We start from the raw sequence: 20211 nt of genomic DNA, 5'->3' as shown, positions 1-20211 counted from the left end.
GCTGTTCTTAGTTGATTGTTAGAACGAGGCCTTCAACTGCCCGCCGATATTCCAGTCGGGCTTGTCCTGCTCGCGGAATGTCGCAGACACGGATGTCTCGACCTTCCAGATTTCGTCGATCTTCCAGCCGACCCGGCCCCCCAGTGTTGCGAAGTCCTGGTCGTCGGCCGTGCCGGTGACATCGCCGACCCAATCCACCGAGGCTTTGGCGCCGTTCCTGCCCGCAAACGTCCGGCCAATGGCACCTGCAACGGTATAGTCCAGTTGCCCGCCGGTATCGTGGCTCCAGGCGATTTCGGCGCTCACGGTGTCGGCCTCGGAGCGGCCGCCCTTCACGGTTGCCGCAAAGACATTGGCGCCGGTTCCCGCTTCACGATAACCATCAAGATCCAGCCAGGACCGGGTGAACCGGGCAGAAAAGGCGATTTCATTGGCATCGTCGGGGGCATAGATTGCCCCGATACGTCCATAGGCACTGAACAGCGACCCGGACGCTGTCCCACCAGCAAAGACCATGTCGGTCATGTTCAAATAGCTGCGCGACAGGTTGGCCGATACCTTGGGCGAGCCCCAGGCGCCGGCCTCGCCGAATGCACGCCATTGCGCCTCCGCCGTGGTGTAACGCGCCGCACCGGCCAACAGAACAAGTGTATCGATGGAAACGCCGGTCCTGTTTGGGTTTACAACCGCTGCGCCACCGAGAAAGCTCACGCCATTTCCGGCGTTCCAGCGTCCGTTGAAACCGGCGGCGGCGTCGGAGCTCCCAAATGCGCTGAGGTAATTGCCGCTGTCAAACCGTTGCGATTGCCCAAGCAAATTTTGCGCGGTGTCCATCAGGTCAAGGACGATCGATTGCCTCTGGCGCGCCAGTTGGTCCGCCGAGTTCGTTACCGACTGTGCCGTCGTAAAACCCACCCGGGCGAAATCGATGGAATCGAGAAAAAGACCGGCCTCGGGGTCCGTCACATTCAAGGATCCCGTTGCACCGACGATAACCGCCAGTTCCAGCGTATCCGAGCCGGACACTCCGACCCGATTGCCGACGGAGACATCATCGTCGAGCGGGCCGGTGATCTGGTGGTTCAGAACGGTCTTGCCGTCCTGCTGCGTCACGATAGAGGCAGCCTGCCCGTCCTGTGTGGTGACAAAACCACGATAATCGACCTGATAGACCGTGTATCCGCCCGGATTGGTAACAGGAACGCTTAAGTTGCAGGTGCTTGTTGCGCGCGACGTTCCGGAACCGCCGCCCGCTGTTGCGGAGAAATCATCGAACAGGACGCTGGTCGCATTGCCATCCGGCGAATGGACGCTCGAAAAAGTGCCGTCAGCGCAGCCGTTCGCAGCATGCGCCGGTCCGGTGGCGGCGCTCAGCACTGCAAAGGCAAACAAGTTCACGGGTAGGTAAACTGGGGAACGCATGACAACTAACCCTCATAAAGAACAAGGGGCAGCATACTGGGGCTGCCCCGATCCGCTTCGATGTTAGCGGCAGGTGCGCCACTGAAGCTGGTAGACAATGGCAGCCTTGACGTCCTGCGTATCCACCGTTGCCATGGCTTCCTGATTTTTCGTGGTGTTGACGCGAATGCTGGAGTTCGTCCGCAAGTTCACATCCTCGCCGCAGGCCGACCAGATCAGTGAATTCGCCACGAGCTTGTTGGTAATGAGGTAGTCCTTCTCCTTTGGACCGGTGAACGTCTGGGTGAAGGCCGGGCCGCGGGCGCCGGCGAAGAAGTATTCGACGTTGAATTGCGAGCGTGCACCGCGCGGCAACTGATTGAAACCGCGATAGTCGATCGCCAGTACCGAGACGCTGCGTCCCTGCGGAACGTGGACTGGAATAGCGACATTGCAGGTCTTGCGATCAAACGATTTGCCTGTCTCGCCGCCGGCTTCCACGACATAGTTGTCAAACAGCAGGCTCAGGGCTTTGCCATCCGGGCTCAAAGTCGCCGATACGCTGTCGGAAGGGCAGCCGCTGCCGCCATAGCCTGGAATACCGAGCGAAATGTCGTCCGCATAAGCCGTAGAGGCAACGAAAAGGGATGCGAGTAAAATACCGATAGCCTTCATGTGATTTCCTCGGTGTTAAAAAAGCGAAGCGGCTGCTTCGCTTGAGAAATAGAGCCGCTGATCTGAACCTTCGATGAGCACTTCGTTCATCTGAAAGTCATCCAGCAAAGGCCCATGTGTAGGAAGGCTGGATTAATAAACTTTTAATCAAACACGACGGAAAAGGCGCGGTTGGAAGGCAAGATTGTGGCCGGGTGTTTTCGTCCGGTAGCGATCGTTCGCCTCACGGTTCAGCCGGGGTTCATTCATTCTGGCCTACTCTTGTCGAAATGCACAAAAGCAGGCGGAAGGCCCCGGGATGCGAAAAGCAACGACGATCTTCAGAGCTTTCGCCATAGCCGCAACGATTGGCTTGGTGACCACGAGCTGCTCGACAGCCAAGCCGGTCGGGATCGAAAGGTCTCATGCGCCTTCAGCGCAATTGTTGGAACACCAGCGCAAACAAAAGATCAGGTTTGAGGAAGGCCACTACAAACGGCTGTATCGCCCAAAAATCTGTCGCGATCGTGTAAACTGCGGAGCTTGAGCAGGCATCAACGCACGCGGTCGTAGGCGGCGGTATGGGTGCCCAAAGCCCAGCTTGGGGGACAGGATGTAGCCGGTGGCATCAGGCAAAGCGGCACCCTGGTGCCACCCTGCCTGTTGCAATCGCGATTCTACCTGTGCGTTTCGATCAGGAATTGCCCTTGCGGCTCGTCTCGAAGAGGAACCAGACGCGCTGTTCTGTTTCGTCTATCCAGTTTTCCAAGACGCTTGTGCCGGCGACATCGCCATGTTCGTCGCAAAGTGCGCGCGTTTCGCGCATGCTTGCCAGAAGGTCGGCATTATCGTCGCGCAACTCAGCCAGCATATCCTGCGGATCGACGTAATCGGCATCATTGTCTGCAATCCGCTGCAGCTTGCCGATATGGCCGATCGAGCGCAGCGTCGTGCCGCCGATCTTGCGGACGCGTTCTGCGAGCGGATCGGTCATGGCCAGAATCTGAGCTGCCTGATCGTCGAAGAGCAGGTGATAGTCGCGGAAATGCGGACCCGACATATGCCAGTGGAAGTTTTTCGTCTTCAGATAGAGGGCGAACACATCGGCGAGCAAGGCTCTCATCGCGGCGGAGATATCCCGGGTCGCGTCTTCCGAAAGGCCTGACGGCGTTCTCAGGGGGGCCATACGGCGCGTACGCGGTGTCTTCTCGGTCATGGCTGGTTTCTCCTTGTTTCGGATTCGAGAGGCTTGTTCAGCGGAGGCGTTGAGAAAGCGGATCGGTGGCGGTAATTAATCTCTCCAAAGGCGGTTTGAGAAAATCGTCCTGTCTGCGCCAGCCATTGTCTGGCAAAACGAGAAATTCCAGGTCGAGAGGTTCCGGCAGCGAGGCGAGCGAGTCGCGGAGGTGTTCGGGTTCGCTAGCGGCGGTTTTCATGGCCTTGTCCCGGTGCATTCATGCCTGGATTGTCTCAACCTTATATAGGCGCGGCTCCTGTTCTTGCAGGGGGGCTTGTAGGATTTTCCGCTTTCCGTCGCCGACTGCCGAGCGGGCACTGATCTGCAGCTTTTCTCAACTCTGCGTCAGAGAGCTACCCTTGCCTGCACTCGATCAGGCTGCCGTGCCACCGGATACGAACCGCGGGCTTGCGGGCATCGCTGCGGTGAAGCAGGATTGATGGCCCTCGCCGGCCTCCTCGCTCAGTCACGATTTCGACAGCGTGCCGAGCCTGCCAGCGCATCATCGCGCAAACTGCGGCTGCACAAGAACCCGAGCGCCGTCGCATAGCTGTTTTCAAAGGGAATAGGCTGACACGCACGCACTTTCGGGTTCCTGGAATGTGGTCACATACGGGATTCAGGATGGATGGGATCGATCATCAACTTGTGGAAATTGTAATCACCCCATGCGCTCGGAGGCATAGGATCCCGGGCTTGCCGGAAACACCACGGTGCGATTGCCGTTGATGAAGGTGCGGTGGTGGATATGGGCGTGCACGGCGCGCGCCAGAACCTGGCTCTCGACATCGCGGCCGATCGAGACATAGTCCTCGGCCGACTGCGCATGGGTGATGCGGGCGATGTCCTGCTCGATGATCGGGCCTTCGTCGAGATCGGCGGTAACGTAATGCGCGGTGGCACCAATCAGCTTCACGCCGCGCTCATAGGCTTGCTTGTAGGGGTTGGCGCCCTTGAAGGACGGCAGGAACGAATGGTGGATGTTGATGATCTGCCCCGACATCTTCTGGCAGATGGCATCCGACAGGATCTGCATGTAGCGGGCAAGCACGATCAACTCGGTGCCGGTCTGCTCGACCACGTCCATCATCCGGGCTTCCGCCTGCGCCTTGTTGGCCTTGGTCACCGGGATATGATGGAACGGGATGTCGTGATTGACGACTACCTTCTGGTAATCGAAATGGTTGGAGACCACACCGACGATGTCGATCGGCAAAGCGCCGATCTTCCAGCGGTAGAGCAGATCGTTGAGGCAATGGCCGAAACGCGACACCATCAAAAGCACCTTCATCCGGTGCTCGGAATCACGGATATCGGCGTCCATGCCAAACCGGGTCTTCACCGCCTCGAACCCGGCCTTCAGCTTCTCAAGTGCAGCACCTTCCTGGCTGATGAAAGTCAGCCGCATGAAGAACAGGCCGGTTTCCATGTCGTCGAACTGCGAACTGTCGGTGATGTAACAGCCTTCGTCGGCCAGATAGCCGGTAATCGCCGCGACAATGCCACGGGTGGATTTGCACGATACGGTCAGAACGTAGTGTCGCATTGTCAATCTTGCTTTCGTTGAATGTTTCACGCCGGGCGGTGTTGCGGATTTTCTGGATGCGATATGGCGGATGCTACTGGGGCGGCCAACAGCAGGTACCGGCACCCTGTCTGCCGGGATGAGCGCCCGCGGCGTTAAGCCATCGACTGCAGGAACGCTTCCAGTTCCACCGGATCGATGCCCACCAAATGGGATTTGGCGGGATAGGCACCGGATTTCACATCGGCCACATATTCGGAGAAGGCGGCGATCCGCTCTTGCTGCAGCCTCTCGTACTCAGCGGCAAAGTTGCGATAGATCTTTGCGTGACGGGGGACATGCCCCTTGTTGGCACCGAGCACATCGTCGGCAAAGAGATATTGCGCATCGCAACCGGTGCCTGCGCCCATTGACAGCATCAGCATCGATGTGCGTTCACTGATTGCCGCTGCGACTTCGCCCGGAACGACCTCGATCTCTGCCGCAAATGCCCCTGCCTCTTCGAGTGCCTTGGTCTGGCGCCATATCTCCAGCGCACCGAGCGACGTCTTGCCAACAGCGCGAAAACCACCGGTCCAGGTGGCCTTGGACGGGATAAGCCCGACATGGCCGCAGACGGGGATGCCCTCGTCTCGCATGCGGCGCACCGTCTGAAGACCTGCTGCGCAATAAACGGCATCGCCGCCCGCTTTCAATGCCTGAAACGCGGCGCGGATATATTCATCCGCTGTTACAAGGTCACCATATTCCAGGCCGGGAAAGGCAAAGACGGAAGGGGCCGCCTCCCGAAAAGCCGCGCCGAGCAATGACGGCGGCACGGAGACGAGGTCTACCCCAGCCCTTTCCGCGGCATCTGCTTCCTTCAGTGTTTCGACGCGCAGCATGCTCAGCTGACGCTTTCCCTTTATCGACAGAAGATCGGCGACAGTCGGGCGGCGGTGTCTCATGACATGTTTCTCCATTGCCACGCGCGATAAAGACGCTGCCGTGGCTCGTTTATGTTGCTATGTGCTGCGCTTAAGCCGTCAGCAGTGTCTTCAGTTTGATCGCCGGCGTAGCAAGTGCTGCTGGATCAGGATGGATCCCGGCCGCAATCATCATCTCGGCCAAGCGGATATCGCGGGCGACGGCGTTGCCGGGACCGATGCCGCTGGCGGCGATCAGGCGGCCACCGGCGTCGAGATGGAAGAGGATGAAGGCGCCATCGGCGACCTCGCGCCGGACAGTCTGCGCCGCCCCATCTGCAATGCCAGCGATCTGCAATGTCAGGTCGTATTGATCCGACCAGAACCACGGGACTGCGGTGATAGCTTCGTCTGCACCCAGGAGATTGGCGGCAGCAAGCTGGCCCTGTTCCTGCGCGTTGCGCCAGGCCTCCAGCCGCAGCCGGCGTCCTGCGTAATGCGCCAGCGGGAAAGAACAACAATCACCGGCAGCAAAGATGTCCGGTGCGGATGTTCTCAAATGGGTATCGACGGCGATACCGTTGTCGATTGCAAGCCCGGCATCGCGGGCAAGTTCAACATTCGGTATGGCCCCGATCCCGACGACAATCAGGTCGGCATCAAGCGCGCCGCCATCCTCGAAAAGAACGCTTACGCCCTCCCGGCTTTCCTGCAAGCTCCGGATTTTTGCGCCGCAGTGAATCTCTACACCCTCCGCCTTATGCCGTTCCGCAACCACGGCGGCCAGCTCTTCAGGGACGCCGCGGCTGAGGATACGGGGCAGACCTTCGACCAGCGTCACGCGGGCGCCCAGTTTGCGCGCGGCCGCAGCCAATTCCAGCCCGATGAATCCACCGCCGATGATCGCGAGATGCCTGCCGGGCTGAAGCGCGGCGCGGATCGCGACGGCATCGCCATGGGTTCGCAGCGTCCGGATGCGCTGACAGGCACCGGACAGGCCGGGAAATGGCCGCGGCCGCGCGCCGGTCGTCAGAAGCAACTGATCGTAAGGCTGGCTGCGGCCGTCAGACAGCCGCACCACCTTCGCCGCCGGATCGATGCTTTCGGCGCTGATACCAGTCAAAACAGTGATGCCGGCAGCCTCATAACGCTCGGCCTCCGACACCAGTTTCGGGGCGTGGCCTTGCAGCAAGGCATCCTTCGAGAGAGGCGGGCGCTCGTAAGGAAGATGGTCTTCTGCGCCGATAAGCATGATCTTCCCGGCAAAACCCTTTTCCCGCAGGGCAAAGGCAGCCCTTGCGCCGCATTCCCCCGCGCCGATGATGACAATCTGCGTCATGACCCTATCCCTTAGCCCAAGGAAACGAAGACGCTGCCATCCTCGACCTTGACCGGGTAGGTCTTGAGATCGACGCAGACAGGGGCACCCTTGGCTTCGCCGGTCATGTAGCTGAAGCGGCCATTGTGCTTTGGACATTCGATGATGTCGTCCATCACCAGCCCATCGGCGAGATGGACCTTTTCATGCGTGCAGAGCCCGTCGGTCGCAAAGAACCGGTCGTCCGGGCTGCGGTACACCGCAAACGTTTTGCCGTCATGATCGAAGCGGATGACGTCCTCTTCATCAATCTCGTCGGTTGCGCAGACTTCCACCCAATTGCTCATCGTTTCCTCCATCTAGTTCTGTTTTCGGGCACCGCTCTATTCGGCGGCAATTGACTCGGCGTGAAACTCTTCACGGTAGGGCTTCGCGGTCGGCGGCAGTTCGCGTTTGAGAAAGTAATCCTCATTCTTCAACTGCCGCAGAAAGGCCGGGATCATTTCGCGGTAGCCTTCGAGCATGGATCTGTTCGGGGCGGGCAGGTCGTGCTTGATCATGTCATGCAGCTGCGGGAGCGCATGATAGGGCACCATCGGGAACATGTGATGCTCAACATGATAGTTCATGTTCCAATACACAAACCGGCTGAACGGGTTCATGTAGACGCTACGGCTGTTGAGACGATGATCAATGACGTTGTCGGCAAGGCCGCCGTGCTGCAGAAGCCCCGTCAGCACGTGATGCCATGCGCCATAGAGCCGTGGCAGGCCGATCAGTATCAGCGGCAATATCGAGCCGAGGTAAATGGCCATCGCCACCGTGGCGGCATAGATCAGAACCCAGATACGGGCAACACGGATGACGCGCGGCTGCTCCTGTTCGGGAACGAAGGTTTTTTCGGCAGCACTGATAATGCCGGCCGCGTTGCGGACCATATCGATCATTGCGTAGCTGGCATCGAGCAAGCCAAAGAAGTTGAGGACCAGCCGGAACAGGTCCGGCGGGCGCATGACGGCAATTTCCGGATCGCGGCCGACGATGACTGTATCGGTGTGGTGCCGCGTATGGCTCCAGCGCCATGTCACCGGATTACGCATGATCATGAAACAGGCAATCTGATAGACTGCGTCGTTCATCCAGCGCGTCTTGAAGGCGGTACCGTGCCCGCATTCGTGCCAGCGCGAATCCGAGGCCGACCCGTACATCACGCCGTAGATCAGGAAGAACGGCACGCACCACCAGGAGCCCCAGAAATAGGCCCCAAGCGCACCGGTGATAACCATGCTGCCAAGCCAGATTGCCGTGTCGCGGATGGCCGGACCATCCTCGCGCTTCATCAGCTCTTTCATCTGCTTGCGCGGGATGTCGGTGTGATACCATTCCGCGGCTGCCAGTCCGCTGTCGACGGCGGCCTGAGCATCACGCCCGAGGAGGCTGTAATCACGTTTCGTCGCAGTCTTGTCCATTCTGTCCTCCTCCGCTTGCCGCTGGTTCTCGTCCTTGAATGGAGGATAGGTTGACTTTGAATGCAGCTCAATGCAGCCTTGATGTATTCTATCAAAACACATCATTCATCGCATGATTGAATGATGGCTTCCATCAGGAGCGATTATGAGCGGGCGTCCGACCATTACAGATCTTGCCCAGGCCGCGGGCGTCAGCGTCGCGACCGTCGACCGGGTATTGAACGGCCGCCACAAGGTAAGGGAAGAGACGGCGCGGCGGGTCTACGATGCGGCAAAATCGATCGGCTACCATGCTGTCAGCCTGCTGCGGCAGCGGGTTTTCGAGGACCTGCCGCAATACAGGCTCGGCTTTATCCTGCAAAAGCCAAACCAGTACTTCTATCAGTCGATGGCTAAGGAGATCGAGAATGCGGCGTTTTCGGCGCCCGGAGTCCGCATTATCCCGCAGATCGATTTCAACATGAGTGCTACGCCCGCAGCTTTGGTGGAAAAGCTCAAAGCTGTTGCCGCGCGCAACCAGGCCATTGCCCTCGTTAGCCCCGACTATCCCGCGGTCACGGCGGCTATAGAGGAATTGAGGGAAAAAGGCATCCCGGTTTTCTCGCTTCTTTCGGACTTCGCCGCGGGTGCACGAGAGGGTTATGTTGGCCTCAATAATCGCACCGTCGGCCGCACAGCCGCGTGGATGATTGCCAAGGCCGCGAAGAAACCGGGGAAGGTTGCAACTTTCATCGGAAGCCATCGGTTTCATGGTCACGAATTGCGTGAAATCGGTTTCCGCTCGTATTTTCGCGAGAATGCGCCTGATTTCGAGGTTCTCGACACAATGGTCAATCTCGATACGGAGGAGATCACGCACGAGGCAACGATCAACCTCTTGCAGCGCCATCCAGACCTGATCGGGTTCTATGTCTGCGGCGGCGGCATGGAGGGCGCGATCTCGGCCCTTGCCGAAGAAAAGATGGCAGGTAAGCTGCTGGTCGTTGTGAATGAACTGACCCCGGAATCAAGAATGGCGCTGGCTGAAGATCTCGTGACCATGGCAGTCGCAACGCCCGTCGCGCATCTGACCCGGGAATTGGTGGGGCAGATGGTCGCCGCCATTGATCGTGGTATCGGAGGCGTTCCGGGCCAGACATTTTTGCCGTTCGATATTTTCACCCCGGAAAACATCTGAGCAGGCCGCCTTCGAAATGAGAGTATTCTCTCACGCGGTTTTTGTATTCTTTCACCAATGAGAGACAGATAACGGCTTCGGCTTTGACTGTGTCTCAATAAGCTGATGATCCTCACGCGCTCAGGGAGTGGGCTTTCCCCTTCCCGCGAATTCATGTGCAGGAGGAACAGCACCTATGACGACCCTTTCATTCGCGCTCAATCATATGACTGCCCCGGCCTTGTCGCCGGATGCATTTTTTGCTCTGGCAAAATCGCTCGGCATGTCGGCGGTTGAAATCCGCAATGATCTCGACGGCAACGCGATTATCGACGGTACACCGGCTGCCGAAATAAAGGCGCTCGCCGAAAAACATAGCTTGACCATCGTTTCGATCAACGCGCTGCAGCGGTTCAACCAATGGAACGGCGACCGCGCCCGCGAAGCACAGGAACTCATCACTTATGCCCGCGATTGCGGAGCGGAGGCGCTGGTTCTCGTGCCGCTCAACGACGGCAGTGGTCAGGGCGACGGCGAGCGCCAAGCCAACCTGAGACAGGCGTTAACCGCGCTGACGCCAATGCTGGAAGACGCCGGTATCATCGGTCTCGTCGAGCCGCTTGGCTTTGAAATCTGCTCGTTGCGTTCCAAAACCGAAGCCGTAGAGGCTATTCAGGCCGTCTCAGGTGGGAGTCGGTTCAAAATCGTGCATGACACGTTCCACCATCACTTGGCAGGGGAAGAAAAATTCCATCCGGAAATGACCGGTCTGGTTCACATTTCCGGCGTTGCCGATCCCGGCATTTCCGTCAACGGCATGCGCGACCCGCACCGCATTCTTGTGGATGCCAATGACCGCCTGGACAATGCCGGCCAAATCCGGACGCTGCGAGAAAGCGGCTATGCCGGGCCATTTTCTTTCGAGCCCTTTTCGCCCGATGTGCATCAATCAGCCGATATCAGAGCGGCGATCCGCGAAAGCATGGCATTTCTTGAAGCCACGGCCTGACGGAACGGGCGTTCCATCCGGCATTTTTGCACGAATGTCAGTTGGAACGCCCTTGACGATGGAATTATAAAATGGAATAGTTGTTCCGTATTAACAAACTGTCGGTTTGTTTATTCTGTTTTGACGCAGAGCTGCCCGGGAGAGGCGGCCTACGGGAATTGGGTGCCACCGCGAATGGGGTGCCTCCGGCTTGTGGAGGGTGGTCGCCGGTCACCGTTTTGTGGAGGAACTACAACATGAAGAAAATGATTATGGGCGCAGCCTTGGCTGCGATGATGTCGACTGCGGCACATGCCGAAACTGTTGGTGTTTCGATGGCGCTGTTCGACGACAACTTCCTGACCGTTCTGCGCAACGGCATGCAGGATTATGCCAAGACGCTCGACGGCGTCACGCTGCAGGTTGAAGACGCGCAGAACGACGTTGCCAAGCAGCAGAGCCAGATCCAGAACTTCATCGCAGCCGGCGTCGATGCCATCGTTGTCAACCCGGTCGACACCGACGCGACTGCCGCCATGTCAAAGATCGCAGCCGATGCCGGCATTCCGCTGGTTTACGTCAACCGCGAGCCGATCAACATCGACACGCTCCCGGAAAAGCAGGCTTTCGTTGCATCCAATGAAGCTGAATCCGGCACGCTCGAAACCCAGGAAGTCTGCAAGCTGCTCGGCGGCAAGGGCAAGGCCGTCGTCATGATGGGCGAGCTTTCAAACCAGGCGGCCCGCATGCGCACCAAGGACGTCCATGACGTTCTCGCCACCGACGCCTGCAAGGGCATCACCATCGTTGAAGAGCAGACCGCCAACTGGTCGCGTACGCAGGGTGCAGACTTGATGACCAACTGGCTTTCTGCCGGTTTGGAATTTGACGCCGTCATCGCCAACAACGACGAAATGGCCATTGGCGCGATTCAGGCACTGAAGGCTGCCGGCCGGCCGATGGACAAGGTCGTGATCGGCGGCGTTGATGCGACGCAGGATGCGCTTGCCGCCATGGCAGCCGGTGATCTGGATGTCACCGTGTTCCAGAACGCTGCTGGCCAGGGCAAGGGCGCGCTCGATGCGGCTCTGAAGTTTGCGCGGGGCGAAACGGTCGAAAAGAAGGTCTACATTCCTTTCGAATTGGTAACGCCGGCCAACCTCAAGGACTATCAGGCAAAGAACTGAACCTGAACACCGGGGCGCGCTCATCCGCGCCCCGGATTGCCCGGTTTCGTTGACGTTGGTGCGATGCGCCTCCAGCGGACCGTGAGGTGACCTTGCTGCCTGAGGGCGCAGGTCCCAGCCAAACAGGCGACAGGGAGGCATCATTAAAATGGTCAGTCCGACAACAATGGCAGCCGTACGCGCCAGTGGCGCCGTACCAAAAGCCGAATATCTGCTTGCAGTCGAAGGGGTGCGCAAGGAATTTCCCGGCGTTGTGGCCCTGGATGACGTATCGTTCCGTCTGAAGCGCGGCACCGTGCATGCGCTGATGGGTGAAAACGGCGCCGGCAAATCGACGCTGATGAAAATCCTTGCCGGCATCTATACGCCCGACAAGGGCGAAGTTAAATTCAAGGGCGTCGATATCCGGCTGAAATCGCCGCTGGATGCGCTCGAAAACGGCATCGCCATGATCCATCAGGAACTGAACCTGATGCCATTCATGACCGTAGCAGAGAATATCTGGATCCGGCGCGAGCCGCTCACCCGGCTCGGGTTCGTCGATCATGGCGAAATGAACCGCAAGACCGCAGACCTCTTCAAGCGTCTGAACATTGCCCTCGATCCGCAGGCGGAAGTACGCGATCTTTCCATCGCCAATCGCCAGATGGTCGAGATCGCCAAGGCGGTATCCTACGAATCCGACGTGTTGATCATGGATGAGCCGACCTCGGCGCTGACCGAGCGCGAAGTCGCCCACCTCTTCACCATCATCCGTGATCTGCGCAGCCAGGGCATCGGCATCGTCTACATCACCCACAAGATGAACGAGCTGTTCGAGATCGCCGACGAGTTCTCGGTGTTCCGCGACGGCAAATATATCGGCACACATGCCTCTACCGACGTGACCCGCGACGATATCATCAAGATGATGGTCGGCCGCGAGATCACCCAGATGTTCCCGAAGGAAGAAGTACCGATCGGCGACGTCGTTCTGTCGGTGAAAGACCTCTGTCTGAAAGACGTCTTCCACGATGTTTCGTTCGATGTGCGCGCCGGCGAAATCCTTGGCGTTGCCGGCCTTGTCGGTTCCGGCCGCTCGAATGTGGCCGAAACTTTGTTCGGCGTCACGCCAGCAAGCTCGGGATCGATCGCAATCAACGGCAAGCCTGTCACGATCGGTTCGCCGACAGAGGCGATCCGCAACCGGATGGCTTTCCTGACCGAAGACCGCAAGGATACCGGCTGCCTGCTTATCTTGGATATCCTGGAAAACATGCAGATCGCGGTGCTGCAAGACAAGTTCGTCAAGATGGGCTTCGTCGATCAGAAGGCCGTGTCGGCAAAATGCGAGGAGATGGCCCGCAAGCTGCGGGTGAAAACACCAAACCTGCAGGAGCGTATCGAAAACCTCTCAGGCGGCAACCAGCAGAAGGCGCTGATCGGCCGCTGGCTGTTGACCAACCCGCGCATCCTGATCCTCGACGAGCCGACACGCGGCATCGATGTCGGCGCCAAGGCGGAAATCCACCGTCTGGTGACAGAACTCGCCCGCGACGGCGTCGCCGTCATCATGATCTCGTCGGAAATGCCGGAGGTTCTGGGCATGAGCGACCGCGTCATGGTGATGCACGAAGGCCGGGTCACGGGTTTCCTCGACCGGGCGGAAGCGACCCAGGTCAAGGTCATGGAACTTGCAGCGCAGTGATGGCGCGCTTTTAAAAAATACCATCCGGGAGGACAGGACATGAGCACCAAGATAGAAGCCTCGGCCGCCACGGCGGTGCCAAGCGCGAGCAAGCGGCGCATCCCGCCGGAATTCAACATTTTCCTGGTTCTGGTCGGCATTGCGTTGGTCTACGAGATCCTCGGCTGGATCTTCATCGGCCAAAGCTTCCTGATGAACTCGCAGCGCCTGACGATCATGATCCTGCAGGTGGCCGTTATCGGTATCATTGCAGTCGGCGTCACGCAGGTGATCATCACCGGCGGCATTGACCTTTCCTCCGGCTCGGTGGTCGGCGTCACGGCGATGATTGCCGCTAGCGTGGCGCAGGCATCGACATGGCCTCGTGCACTCTATCCTGCATTGACCGACCTTCCGGCCATCGTCCCGATCGGCCTTGGGCTCTGTATCGGCCTGCTTGCGGGTCTGATCAACGGCTGGCTGATCGCCAAGACGAAGATTCCGCCGTTCATTGCGACCTTGGGCATGATGGTCTCCGCACGTGGCCTGTCGAAATGGTACACCAAGGGGCAGCCGGTTTCCGGCCTGACCGACCAGTTCAACTTCATCGGCACGGGCATCTGGCCGGTCATCGTCTTCCTTGTCGTCGCCCTCATCTTCCATATCGCCCTTCGCTACACCCGCTATGGCAAGTTCACCTATGCGATCGGCGCCAATGTTCAGGCCGCCCGCGTCTCCGGCATCAATGTCGAGGCACATCTGATCAAGGTCTATGCCATCGCCGGCATGCTGGCTGGTCTCGCCGGTGTCGTCACCGCTGCCCGTGCGCAAACGGCACAGGCCGGCATGGGTGTCATGTACGAACTGGATGCGATCGCCGCCACAGTCATCGGCGGCACATCGCTTGCCGGTGGCGTCGGACGGATCACCGGCACGGTCATCGGCACGGTCATCCTCGGTGTGATGACCTCCGGCTTCACGTTCCTGCGGGTGGACGCCTACTACCAGGAAATCGTCAAAGGCATGATCATCGTCGCAGCCGTCGTGGTCGATGTTTACAGACAGAAGAAGCGCAAGACAGTCTGACGGACTGCAGGATAGCTGGCGAGGATAAGTGTCATGAAACCATTGGGCGTCGGCTTGATCGGTACGGGATATATGGGCAAGTGCCATGCACTGGCCTGGAATGCGGTAAAAGCGGTCTTCGGCGATGTGCCTCGTCCACGGCTGGTGCATCTGGCAGAAGCCAATGCCGAACTTGCCACCGCGCGCGCCGATGAGTTCGGCTTTGAAAAGGCAACGGCTAACTGGCGCCGGCTTATCGACGATCCGGATGTCGATGTCGTCTCCGTCACCACCCCGAACCAGTTCCATGCCGAGATGGCCATTGCGGCCCTCGGAGCCGGCAAACATGTCTGGTGCGAAAAGCCGATGTCGCCGACATTTCCGGATGCGCAACGCATGCTGAAAGCCGTCGAGGCTTCCGGCAAAATTGCAATCATGGGCTACAACTATATCCAGAATCCCATCCTTCGGCATATGAAGACACTGATCGAGGATGGCGCGATCGGTGCCGTCAACCACGTCCGTGTCGAGATGGACGAGGATTTCATGGCTGATCCCGAAGCGCCCTTCTACTGGAAAAGCGAACGGTCGGCAGGCTATGGTGCGCTGGACGATTTCGCGGTGCATCCTCTCTCGCTGCTCTGGTATCTTTTCGGCCATGTCCGTTCGGTCGTTACCGACATGGCGAAGCCCTATGCCGACCGTCCCTTGAAGGATGGTGGCCGCAGGGCGGTGGAAAACCACGATGGCGCCAGTATCCTGATGCGGCTCGAGCACGGCATCTCGGCCGTACTGATGGCAAACCGCGCCGCGTGGGGCCGCAAAGGCCGTATCGCTCTGCAGATTTACGGCTCCAAGGGTTCTATACTCTACGATCAGGAGCGCATGAACGAGTTCGAACTCTACCAGACCGGCGGCAACACCACCGAACAGGGCTTTCGCCGGGTCCTGACTGCGCCTTCCCATGCACCCTATGGCCAATTCATCCCGGCACCCGGCCATGGTCTCGGTTTCAATGACCTGAAGATCATCGAGTGCCACGAACTGATCCGCGCGATCGCGGGTGAGCCTTTTTCAGCGATCGATTTCAAACAGGGCTTGCGTATCGAGAAGACCGTCCATGCCATGGCACGATCGTTTGATGAGAAGGCCTGGATCGAGGTCGACAAGGTAGAAATCGGCGCTTCGCTGTAGGAAGAGATGCGCGTCATTCTTCGGTAGCGTGCTGACACCAGATCGCCGGCTTGCCTTTGCTGAGGCCTGAAACTGCGGACGGTCTGTGTGATGGCTTTCCAGTGCCGGGTGGATAGTTGGGAGAGGCGGCCGCAGCCAGCTCTCCCTCGGCCACCACGTTTGGAGGGTGATAGTGGCCAGTCGCTTTGTGAGGGAAAGGAACGGTGAACCGTGATCAATAATGGATCACGGACCGAATAGATTTTCCCTCATGCATCAGATCGAAAGCGTCATTGATGGCATCGAGGCCCATGGTATGGGTCACGAAGGCTGCCAGCTCTATGTCTCCGTTCATTGCGTCTTCCACCATTGAGGGCAGCTGGGTGCGGCCTTTAACCCCGCCAAATGCGGTGCCTTTCCAAGTGCGTCCGGTCACAAGCTGAAAGGGCCGGGTGGAGATTTCCTGGCCAGCGCCCGCAACACCGACAACGACCGACTGCCCCCAGCCCCGGTGAGCGCATTCCAGGGCTGCACGCATGACGCTGACATTGCCGATGCATTCAAAGGAATGATCGACACCCCATCCGGTCATCTCGACAATGACGTCCTGAATAGGTTTTTCATGGTCTTTCGGATTGATGCACTCCGTGGCGCCAAAGCTTCCGGCAAGCTCGAATTTCGAAGGGTTGGTATCAATGGCAATGATGCGTCCTGCCTGCGCCTGCCTTGCGCCTTGGATGACGGCAAGGCCGATGCCGCCCAGACCGAACACGGCAACGCTATCCCCCTTTTGCACTTTGGCAGTGTTGTGGACGGCGCCGATGCCGGTAGTGACGCCGCAACCTAACAGGCAGACGTGCTCGGGATTGGCTTCAGGATTGATCTTTGCCAGGGAGACCTCGGCAACCACGGTGTATTCGCTAAACGTCGAGCAGCCCATGTAGTGATAAATCGGCTGACCTTTATAGGAAAAGCGCGTGGTGCCATCCGGCATCAATCCCTTGCCCTGGGTCGCCCGCACCGCGACGCAGAGATTGGTTTTGCCCGATCTGCAAAACAGACATTCGCGGCATTCGGCCGTATAGAGCGGAATGACGTGGTCTCCGGGCTGAACGCTGGTGACCCCATCCCCGATTTCCACGACGATACCGGCACCTTCATGCCCGAGAACGACCGGAAAAATGCCTTCAGGGTCGGCTCCCGAGAGCGTGAAAGCATCGGTGTGGCAGACCCCTGTATGGGTAATCCTGACCAGAACCTCCCCTTTCTGCGGCGGAGCGACATCCAGTTCGACGATTTCCAGGGGCTTGCCCGGAGCGAAAGCGACGGCAGCACGTGATTTCATAGTATTCCTCATTATCCCTTAGGGGCGGAGACCCAAAGATCTCCGCAAGCCGTTTCGCGTGGTGTTTCAGGGGAAGCCGTTGCCGCCCAAAGCTCGCGGATCATATCCTTGAGCTGGAGCGCCTCAGACCATCTGTCGGTGGTATCGTTGCCGTCGCGGCCTGTGATCGCATAGGGCTTCGGCCCAAGTTCACAGGTAAAGACCAGTTCTGCGTTGTCGGCGGAACGGGAGCGCCAGCTCCGGAAACCTTCCTGCCACCAGGCAAGGAAGAGATCGACCCAGGGGCGGTGATGTGGAAACGACAGCTCGATCTGGACCTGTTCGCGTGATGCGACCCTGCCGTGAAATGCCTGGGCATTCTGGAGAATACGGCTGATCAGAGCGTGATTTTCCGCATTGACCGGAAATGCGAACTCCCGCCCCACCAGGAAATGCGACAGGTCTGCCAGCAGCGGCAATTCGGGGCGCTGATCCAGCAAATCAAGCGTGAAGAAGAGATCGGCGGTCATTCGATCGCGATGTGTTTCGATGAACACCGGGATGCCGGCAACGGCTGCAAGCTGCATCCAGCCGTCAAGCAAGGGTAGGCAGTCCTCAACCCTGCGCAGACGAATATCCGGCTGCAGGTTGAGGTGGCTGACCGGGTAATCCGCCGCAAGCTCCAACGGCAGCATCAGGTCTTCGACTGTCCGGGGAAAGCACACCCCTTCGATTTTGAGGCCGGTGCCTTCGATCGCCTGGTTGAGACGGGCAACATCCTGACGGTTTGTATAGTGGGCGCTGACGCCGTCGAAACCAGCCTCGATGATCATGGCAATATTGTCTTCGAGGTCTCGCTCGAAGCCGTCGGTATGGCGCCGCTCCATCGCCCATAACGACTGGAAAATATGTAGATTCTGCATCACGCCGCCTTCGCATTTTTAAGCAGCGCCTTCAAATTGACGCCCGGGTCGGCCAGAACGGCGGGATCGGGGCGCACACTCGCCGCAATCAGCATCTCCGAGAGCTTCATGTCCTTGGCAAGACTGTTCCCAACGCCCAGACTAGCGGCGGCCACCAGGCGTCCGTCATCGAGATAAAACGCAAGCTCGCCGGTTGGCAGCGCGCGCATCACGCACTGATGGTCTGGCTGCGGCAGCCCGGCAACCTGCAGGACGAGATCATATTGATCGGACCAGAACCAGGGGATCGCTGCAAAAGGCTCAACGGCTCCTGCCATGTTGCGAGCAGCCGTCTCGGCTTGCGCCCGGGCATTGCGCCAGCTCTCAAAGCGGACATGGCCACCACCATATTGCTCGACAGCCACGCAATCACCGGCCGCGAATATATCTGGATCACTCGTCCGGAGAAAAGCGTCCGTCAGTATGCCGTTGCCAGTCGCAAGGCCCGCGGCTTCAGCCAGGGCAATCTCAGGCTGAACACCAATGGCCGCGACAACGACGTCCGCAGGTACCGAAGTACCGTCGGCCAGGAGAACCGTGTTGTGGCGGATTTCGGAAACGCCTTGGCCGAGATGGAAGTGGACGCCTTCCTCACTGTGCCGGCTATGCAATCGTGCAGCAAAGTGCGAGGGCACTGCCCGGCCGAGTGGCTTTGGAGCAGCCTCGATAACGCTGACAGCAAGCCCTTTGCCACGCAGCACGGCCGCCAGCTCCATGCCGATCAGACCGCCACCAATGATCGCGACGCTGCGGCTGGTATCCACGCCGGAGAGCACGGCCTTCGCATCATCATACGTTCGAAAGTCAAGCGCGCGCTCAGCGCCCTTGCACGCGAGTTTTCGTGGACGCGCGCCTGTCGCAAGAAGCAGTTTATCGTAGGCCAGTGCTCGCCCATCACTCAGAGTGACGGCCCGCCGGCCGGCATCCAGGGCGGTTGCTCCGACGCCATGAAGGTAGGTAACGCCCGCGTCGAGCAGAGCTTGGCTGGAACACAGCGCCTTCATCGTTACAGCGCCGTTTTCAGGCTTTGACAGCGGTGGGCGCTCGTAAGGCAGATGGGGTTCAACGCCAACCAGCGTGACCGTACCGGCATAGCCAGCTTCCCGAAGCGCAAAAGCCGCTCTGGTGCCCGATTCCCCTGCCCCGACAATAACGATAGCGTCCACGGTGGTCCTCCAGAATGGACTGGCACATAGGTTTATGTGCCAGTCATCGCGATCAATTGCGCTTGGCGTAGTCTTTCATGTTCTCGGGCGTGACCAGTTCGAAGGGAACCATGACCTGTTTTTCGACAGGTTTTCCGCCCGCGAGCGCGACCGCCGCATCGATGGCGCTTGCGGATTGAGCCTTGGCGTTCTGGAAGACCGTGGCATCCAGGTCACCGGCCGCCATGGCAGCCAGAGCGTCCTGTGTCGCATCGATGCCAATGACGATCACATCATCCATCGAAACCCCTGCAGACTTCAGCGCCTGAATTGCGCCCAAGGCCATTTCGTCATTGTTGGCGTAGACCACATCGATCGGCTGGCCGGCCGTGATCCAGTTGGTGGTCATGTCCATCGCATTGGTCCGGGTCCATGCGGCCGACTGTTCGTCGGCTATCGTCACGCCCTTACAGTCGCCGGCAGCCAGCGTGTCCTTGAAAGACGACGTGCGGTCACGCGACGCCTGATGGGCGAGATCGCCCATCAGGATGTAGACCTGCGCGTTGCTGTCTTTGCCCGTCTTCTTCAAAAGGTCGCATGCGGCCTGGGCGGCCTGCGTTCCCGCATCCGTTTCCCGTGATCCGACATAGGCTTGCTTGTCGGGAAGCTGCCCGACATTGCCAGGCTCAAGATTGAGGTAAACCAGCGGAATGTTGGCCTTTTGCGCCGCCTGGGTGATGCCCGGCGCTGCCGAAGCATCAGCCAAGGTGAGAATGATAGCGTCGACGCCTGCAGCGATGAAGTTGTTGATTTGGCTAAGCTGCCTGGAGATGTCGGTCTGCGCATCCTCGACTTGTACGTCCGTGCCCTTCACCTCCAAGGCCCGGGCCTGCAAGCCTTCACGCAACAGTGTCTGGAAGTTGTTGTCGAAGCTCTGCATGGAAACGCCGATCATTTCGGCCGAGGCGGTACCCGCCATCAAGGAGACAGCAAGAGCCGCCGCGTAAGCAAATTTCATATTATCCTCCCAATAGGC

19 protein-coding genes are annotated in these 20211 nt (G+C 59.0%); 6 read left to right on the top strand and 13 right to left on the bottom strand.

The genetic code is table 11. The features are described 5' to 3' along the window. Positions 1 to 18: 18 nt before the first annotated feature. From ASD36_RS24780 to ASD36_RS24740, 9 genes are all read right to left on the bottom strand, one after another. A complete protein-coding gene (locus tag ASD36_RS24780; RefSeq protein ID WP_082562850.1) occupies positions 19 to 1422 on the bottom strand; it encodes a DUF4360 domain-containing protein in 1404 nt (467 codons plus the stop codon). 63 nt (positions 1423 to 1485) lie between these two features. Then, positions 1486 to 2076 (bottom strand): DUF4360 domain-containing protein, encoded by a 591-nt coding sequence (locus ASD36_RS24775; protein WP_060502403.1) that lies wholly within the window; start codon positions 2074 to 2076, stop codon positions 1486 to 1488. 673 nt (positions 2077 to 2749) lie between these two features. Then, positions 2750 to 3271 carry a DNA starvation/stationary phase protection protein gene (locus ASD36_RS24770; protein ID WP_060502402.1) on the bottom strand — a complete coding sequence of 174 codons (522 nt, stop codon included), beginning with the start codon at positions 3269 to 3271 and terminating at the stop codon, positions 2750 to 2752. A gap of 37 nt (positions 3272 to 3308) precedes the next feature. Continuing rightward, the gene (locus ASD36_RS24765; RefSeq protein ID WP_156393915.1) at positions 3309 to 3491 is read right to left on the bottom strand and encodes a hypothetical protein; all 183 of its coding nucleotides are present in this window, start codon (positions 3489 to 3491) and stop codon (positions 3309 to 3311) included. 462 nt (positions 3492 to 3953) lie between these two features. Beyond that, a complete protein-coding gene (gene purU / locus ASD36_RS24760) occupies positions 3954 to 4838 on the bottom strand; it encodes a formyltetrahydrofolate deformylase (RefSeq protein ID WP_060641751.1) in 885 nt (294 codons plus the stop codon). Positions 4839 to 4972: 134 nt separating this feature from the next. Then, a complete protein-coding gene (locus ASD36_RS24755; protein ID WP_060502400.1) occupies positions 4973 to 5764 on the bottom strand; it encodes a 3-methyl-2-oxobutanoate hydroxymethyltransferase in 792 nt (263 codons plus the stop codon). A 70-nt stretch (positions 5765 to 5834) separates the two neighbouring features. Further along, positions 5835 to 7061, bottom strand: a complete 1227-nt coding sequence (locus ASD36_RS24750) for an FAD-dependent oxidoreductase (protein WP_060502399.1) — start codon at positions 7059 to 7061, stop codon at positions 5835 to 5837. 11 nt (positions 7062 to 7072) lie between these two features. After that, the gene (locus ASD36_RS24745; protein WP_060502449.1) at positions 7073 to 7387 is read right to left on the bottom strand and encodes a MocE family 2Fe-2S type ferredoxin; all 315 of its coding nucleotides are present in this window, start codon (positions 7385 to 7387) and stop codon (positions 7073 to 7075) included. 36 nt (positions 7388 to 7423) lie between these two features. Next, positions 7424 to 8509: a fatty acid desaturase family protein gene (locus ASD36_RS24740; RefSeq protein WP_060502398.1), complete on the bottom strand. Its 1086-nt coding sequence runs from the start codon at positions 8507 to 8509 to the stop codon at positions 7424 to 7426. Between the two features lie 145 nt (positions 8510 to 8654). On the opposite strand from ASD36_RS24740, the gene ASD36_RS24735 reads away from it, so the two are divergent. The 6 genes from ASD36_RS24735 (at position 8655) to ASD36_RS24710 (ending at position 15765) form a co-directional block, all read left to right on the top strand. Next, positions 8655 to 9686, top strand: a complete 1032-nt coding sequence (locus tag ASD36_RS24735) for a LacI family DNA-binding transcriptional regulator (RefSeq protein WP_060502397.1) — start codon at positions 8655 to 8657, stop codon at positions 9684 to 9686. 175 nt (positions 9687 to 9861) lie between these two features. Continuing rightward, on the top strand, positions 9862 to 10674 hold the full coding sequence (locus ASD36_RS24730) for a TIM barrel protein (protein WP_060502396.1): 813 nt from the start codon (positions 9862 to 9864) through the stop codon (positions 10672 to 10674). A 236-nt stretch (positions 10675 to 10910) separates the two neighbouring features. Further along, on the top strand, positions 10911 to 11840 hold the full coding sequence (locus ASD36_RS24725; protein ID WP_037103482.1) for a sugar ABC transporter substrate-binding protein: 930 nt from the start codon (positions 10911 to 10913) through the stop codon (positions 11838 to 11840). 148 nt (positions 11841 to 11988) lie between these two features. Then, positions 11989 to 13527: a sugar ABC transporter ATP-binding protein gene (locus ASD36_RS24720; protein ID WP_060502395.1), complete on the top strand. Its 1539-nt coding sequence runs from the start codon at positions 11989 to 11991 to the stop codon at positions 13525 to 13527. Between the two features lie 39 nt (positions 13528 to 13566). Continuing rightward, positions 13567 to 14592, top strand: a complete 1026-nt coding sequence (locus tag ASD36_RS24715; RefSeq protein ID WP_060502394.1) for an ABC transporter permease — start codon at positions 13567 to 13569, stop codon at positions 14590 to 14592. Positions 14593 to 14625: 33 nt separating this feature from the next. After that, positions 14626 to 15765, top strand: coding sequence for a Gfo/Idh/MocA family oxidoreductase (locus tag ASD36_RS24710; protein WP_060502393.1), 1140 nt, complete (start codon positions 14626 to 14628; stop codon positions 15763 to 15765). A gap of 214 nt (positions 15766 to 15979) precedes the next feature. Here the strand turns inward: ASD36_RS24710 and ASD36_RS24705 are convergent, their stop codons facing one another. From ASD36_RS24705 to ASD36_RS24690, 4 genes are read right to left on the bottom strand one after another with little or no spacing between them, the layout of a single operon-like run. Then, on the bottom strand, positions 15980 to 17089 hold the full coding sequence (locus ASD36_RS24705; protein ID WP_060502392.1) for an S-(hydroxymethyl)glutathione dehydrogenase/class III alcohol dehydrogenase: 1110 nt from the start codon (positions 17087 to 17089) through the stop codon (positions 15980 to 15982). Positions 17090 to 17100: 11 nt separating this feature from the next. Next, positions 17101 to 17994: a sugar phosphate isomerase/epimerase gene (locus tag ASD36_RS24700; protein WP_244489870.1), complete on the bottom strand. Its 894-nt coding sequence runs from the start codon at positions 17992 to 17994 to the stop codon at positions 17101 to 17103. Then, positions 17991 to 19196, bottom strand: coding sequence for an FAD-dependent oxidoreductase (locus ASD36_RS24695; RefSeq protein ID WP_060502390.1), 1206 nt, complete (start codon positions 19194 to 19196; stop codon positions 17991 to 17993). Before ASD36_RS24695 ends, ASD36_RS24700 begins: the two co-directional genes overlap by 4 nt. A 52-nt stretch (positions 19197 to 19248) precedes the next feature. Then, positions 19249 to 20193 (bottom strand): substrate-binding domain-containing protein, encoded by a 945-nt coding sequence (locus ASD36_RS24690; protein WP_060511939.1) that lies wholly within the window; start codon positions 20191 to 20193, stop codon positions 19249 to 19251. Between the last annotated feature and the right edge of the window lie 18 nt (positions 20194 to 20211).

Source organism: Rhizobium sp. Root1334 (assembly GCF_001426665.1).
In the GTDB taxonomy this organism is placed as follows: domain Bacteria; phylum Pseudomonadota; class Alphaproteobacteria; order Rhizobiales; family Rhizobiaceae; genus Pararhizobium.
The sequence above is the reverse complement of the archived record's forward strand: the minus strand, read 5'-3'. Positions and strand labels throughout refer to the sequence as shown.

Excerpts from the sequence above, each read along its gene's own strand:
- ASD36_RS24780 (WP_082562850.1), bottom strand. The coding sequence starts at position 1,422 with ATGCGTTCCCCAGTTTACCTACCCGTGAACTTGTTTGCCTTTGCAGTG.
- ASD36_RS24775 (WP_060502403.1), bottom strand. The coding sequence starts at position 2,076 with ATGAAGGCTATCGGTATTTTACTCGCATCCCTTTTCGTTGCCTCTACG.
- ASD36_RS24770 (WP_060502402.1), bottom strand. The coding sequence starts at position 3,271 with ATGACCGAGAAGACACCGCGTACGCGCCGTATGGCCCCCCTGAGAACG.
- ASD36_RS24765 (WP_156393915.1), bottom strand. The coding sequence starts at position 3,491 with ATGAAAACCGCCGCTAGCGAACCCGAACACCTCCGCGACTCGCTCGCC.
- purU (WP_060641751.1), bottom strand. The coding sequence starts at position 4,838 with ATGCGACACTACGTTCTGACCGTATCGTGCAAATCCACCCGTGGCATT.
- ASD36_RS24755 (WP_060502400.1), bottom strand. The coding sequence starts at position 5,764 with ATGAGACACCGCCGCCCGACTGTCGCCGATCTTCTGTCGATAAAGGGA.
- ASD36_RS24750 (WP_060502399.1), bottom strand. The coding sequence starts at position 7,061 with ATGACGCAGATTGTCATCATCGGCGCGGGGGAATGCGGCGCAAGGGCT.
- ASD36_RS24745 (WP_060502449.1), bottom strand. The coding sequence starts at position 7,387 with ATGAGCAATTGGGTGGAAGTCTGCGCAACCGACGAGATTGATGAAGAG.
- ASD36_RS24740 (WP_060502398.1), bottom strand. The coding sequence starts at position 8,509 with ATGGACAAGACTGCGACGAAACGTGATTACAGCCTCCTCGGGCGTGAT.
- ASD36_RS24735 (WP_060502397.1), top strand. The coding sequence starts at position 8,655 with ATGAGCGGGCGTCCGACCATTACAGATCTTGCCCAGGCCGCGGGCGTC.
- ASD36_RS24730 (WP_060502396.1), top strand. The coding sequence starts at position 9,862 with ATGACGACCCTTTCATTCGCGCTCAATCATATGACTGCCCCGGCCTTG.
- ASD36_RS24725 (WP_037103482.1), top strand. The coding sequence starts at position 10,911 with ATGAAGAAAATGATTATGGGCGCAGCCTTGGCTGCGATGATGTCGACT.
- ASD36_RS24720 (WP_060502395.1), top strand. The coding sequence starts at position 11,989 with ATGGTCAGTCCGACAACAATGGCAGCCGTACGCGCCAGTGGCGCCGTA.
- ASD36_RS24715 (WP_060502394.1), top strand. The coding sequence starts at position 13,567 with ATGAGCACCAAGATAGAAGCCTCGGCCGCCACGGCGGTGCCAAGCGCG.
- ASD36_RS24710 (WP_060502393.1), top strand. The coding sequence starts at position 14,626 with ATGAAACCATTGGGCGTCGGCTTGATCGGTACGGGATATATGGGCAAG.
- ASD36_RS24705 (WP_060502392.1), bottom strand. The coding sequence starts at position 17,089 with ATGAAATCACGTGCTGCCGTCGCTTTCGCTCCGGGCAAGCCCCTGGAA.
- ASD36_RS24690 (WP_060511939.1), bottom strand. The coding sequence starts at position 20,193 with ATGAAATTTGCTTACGCGGCGGCTCTTGCTGTCTCCTTGATGGCGGGT.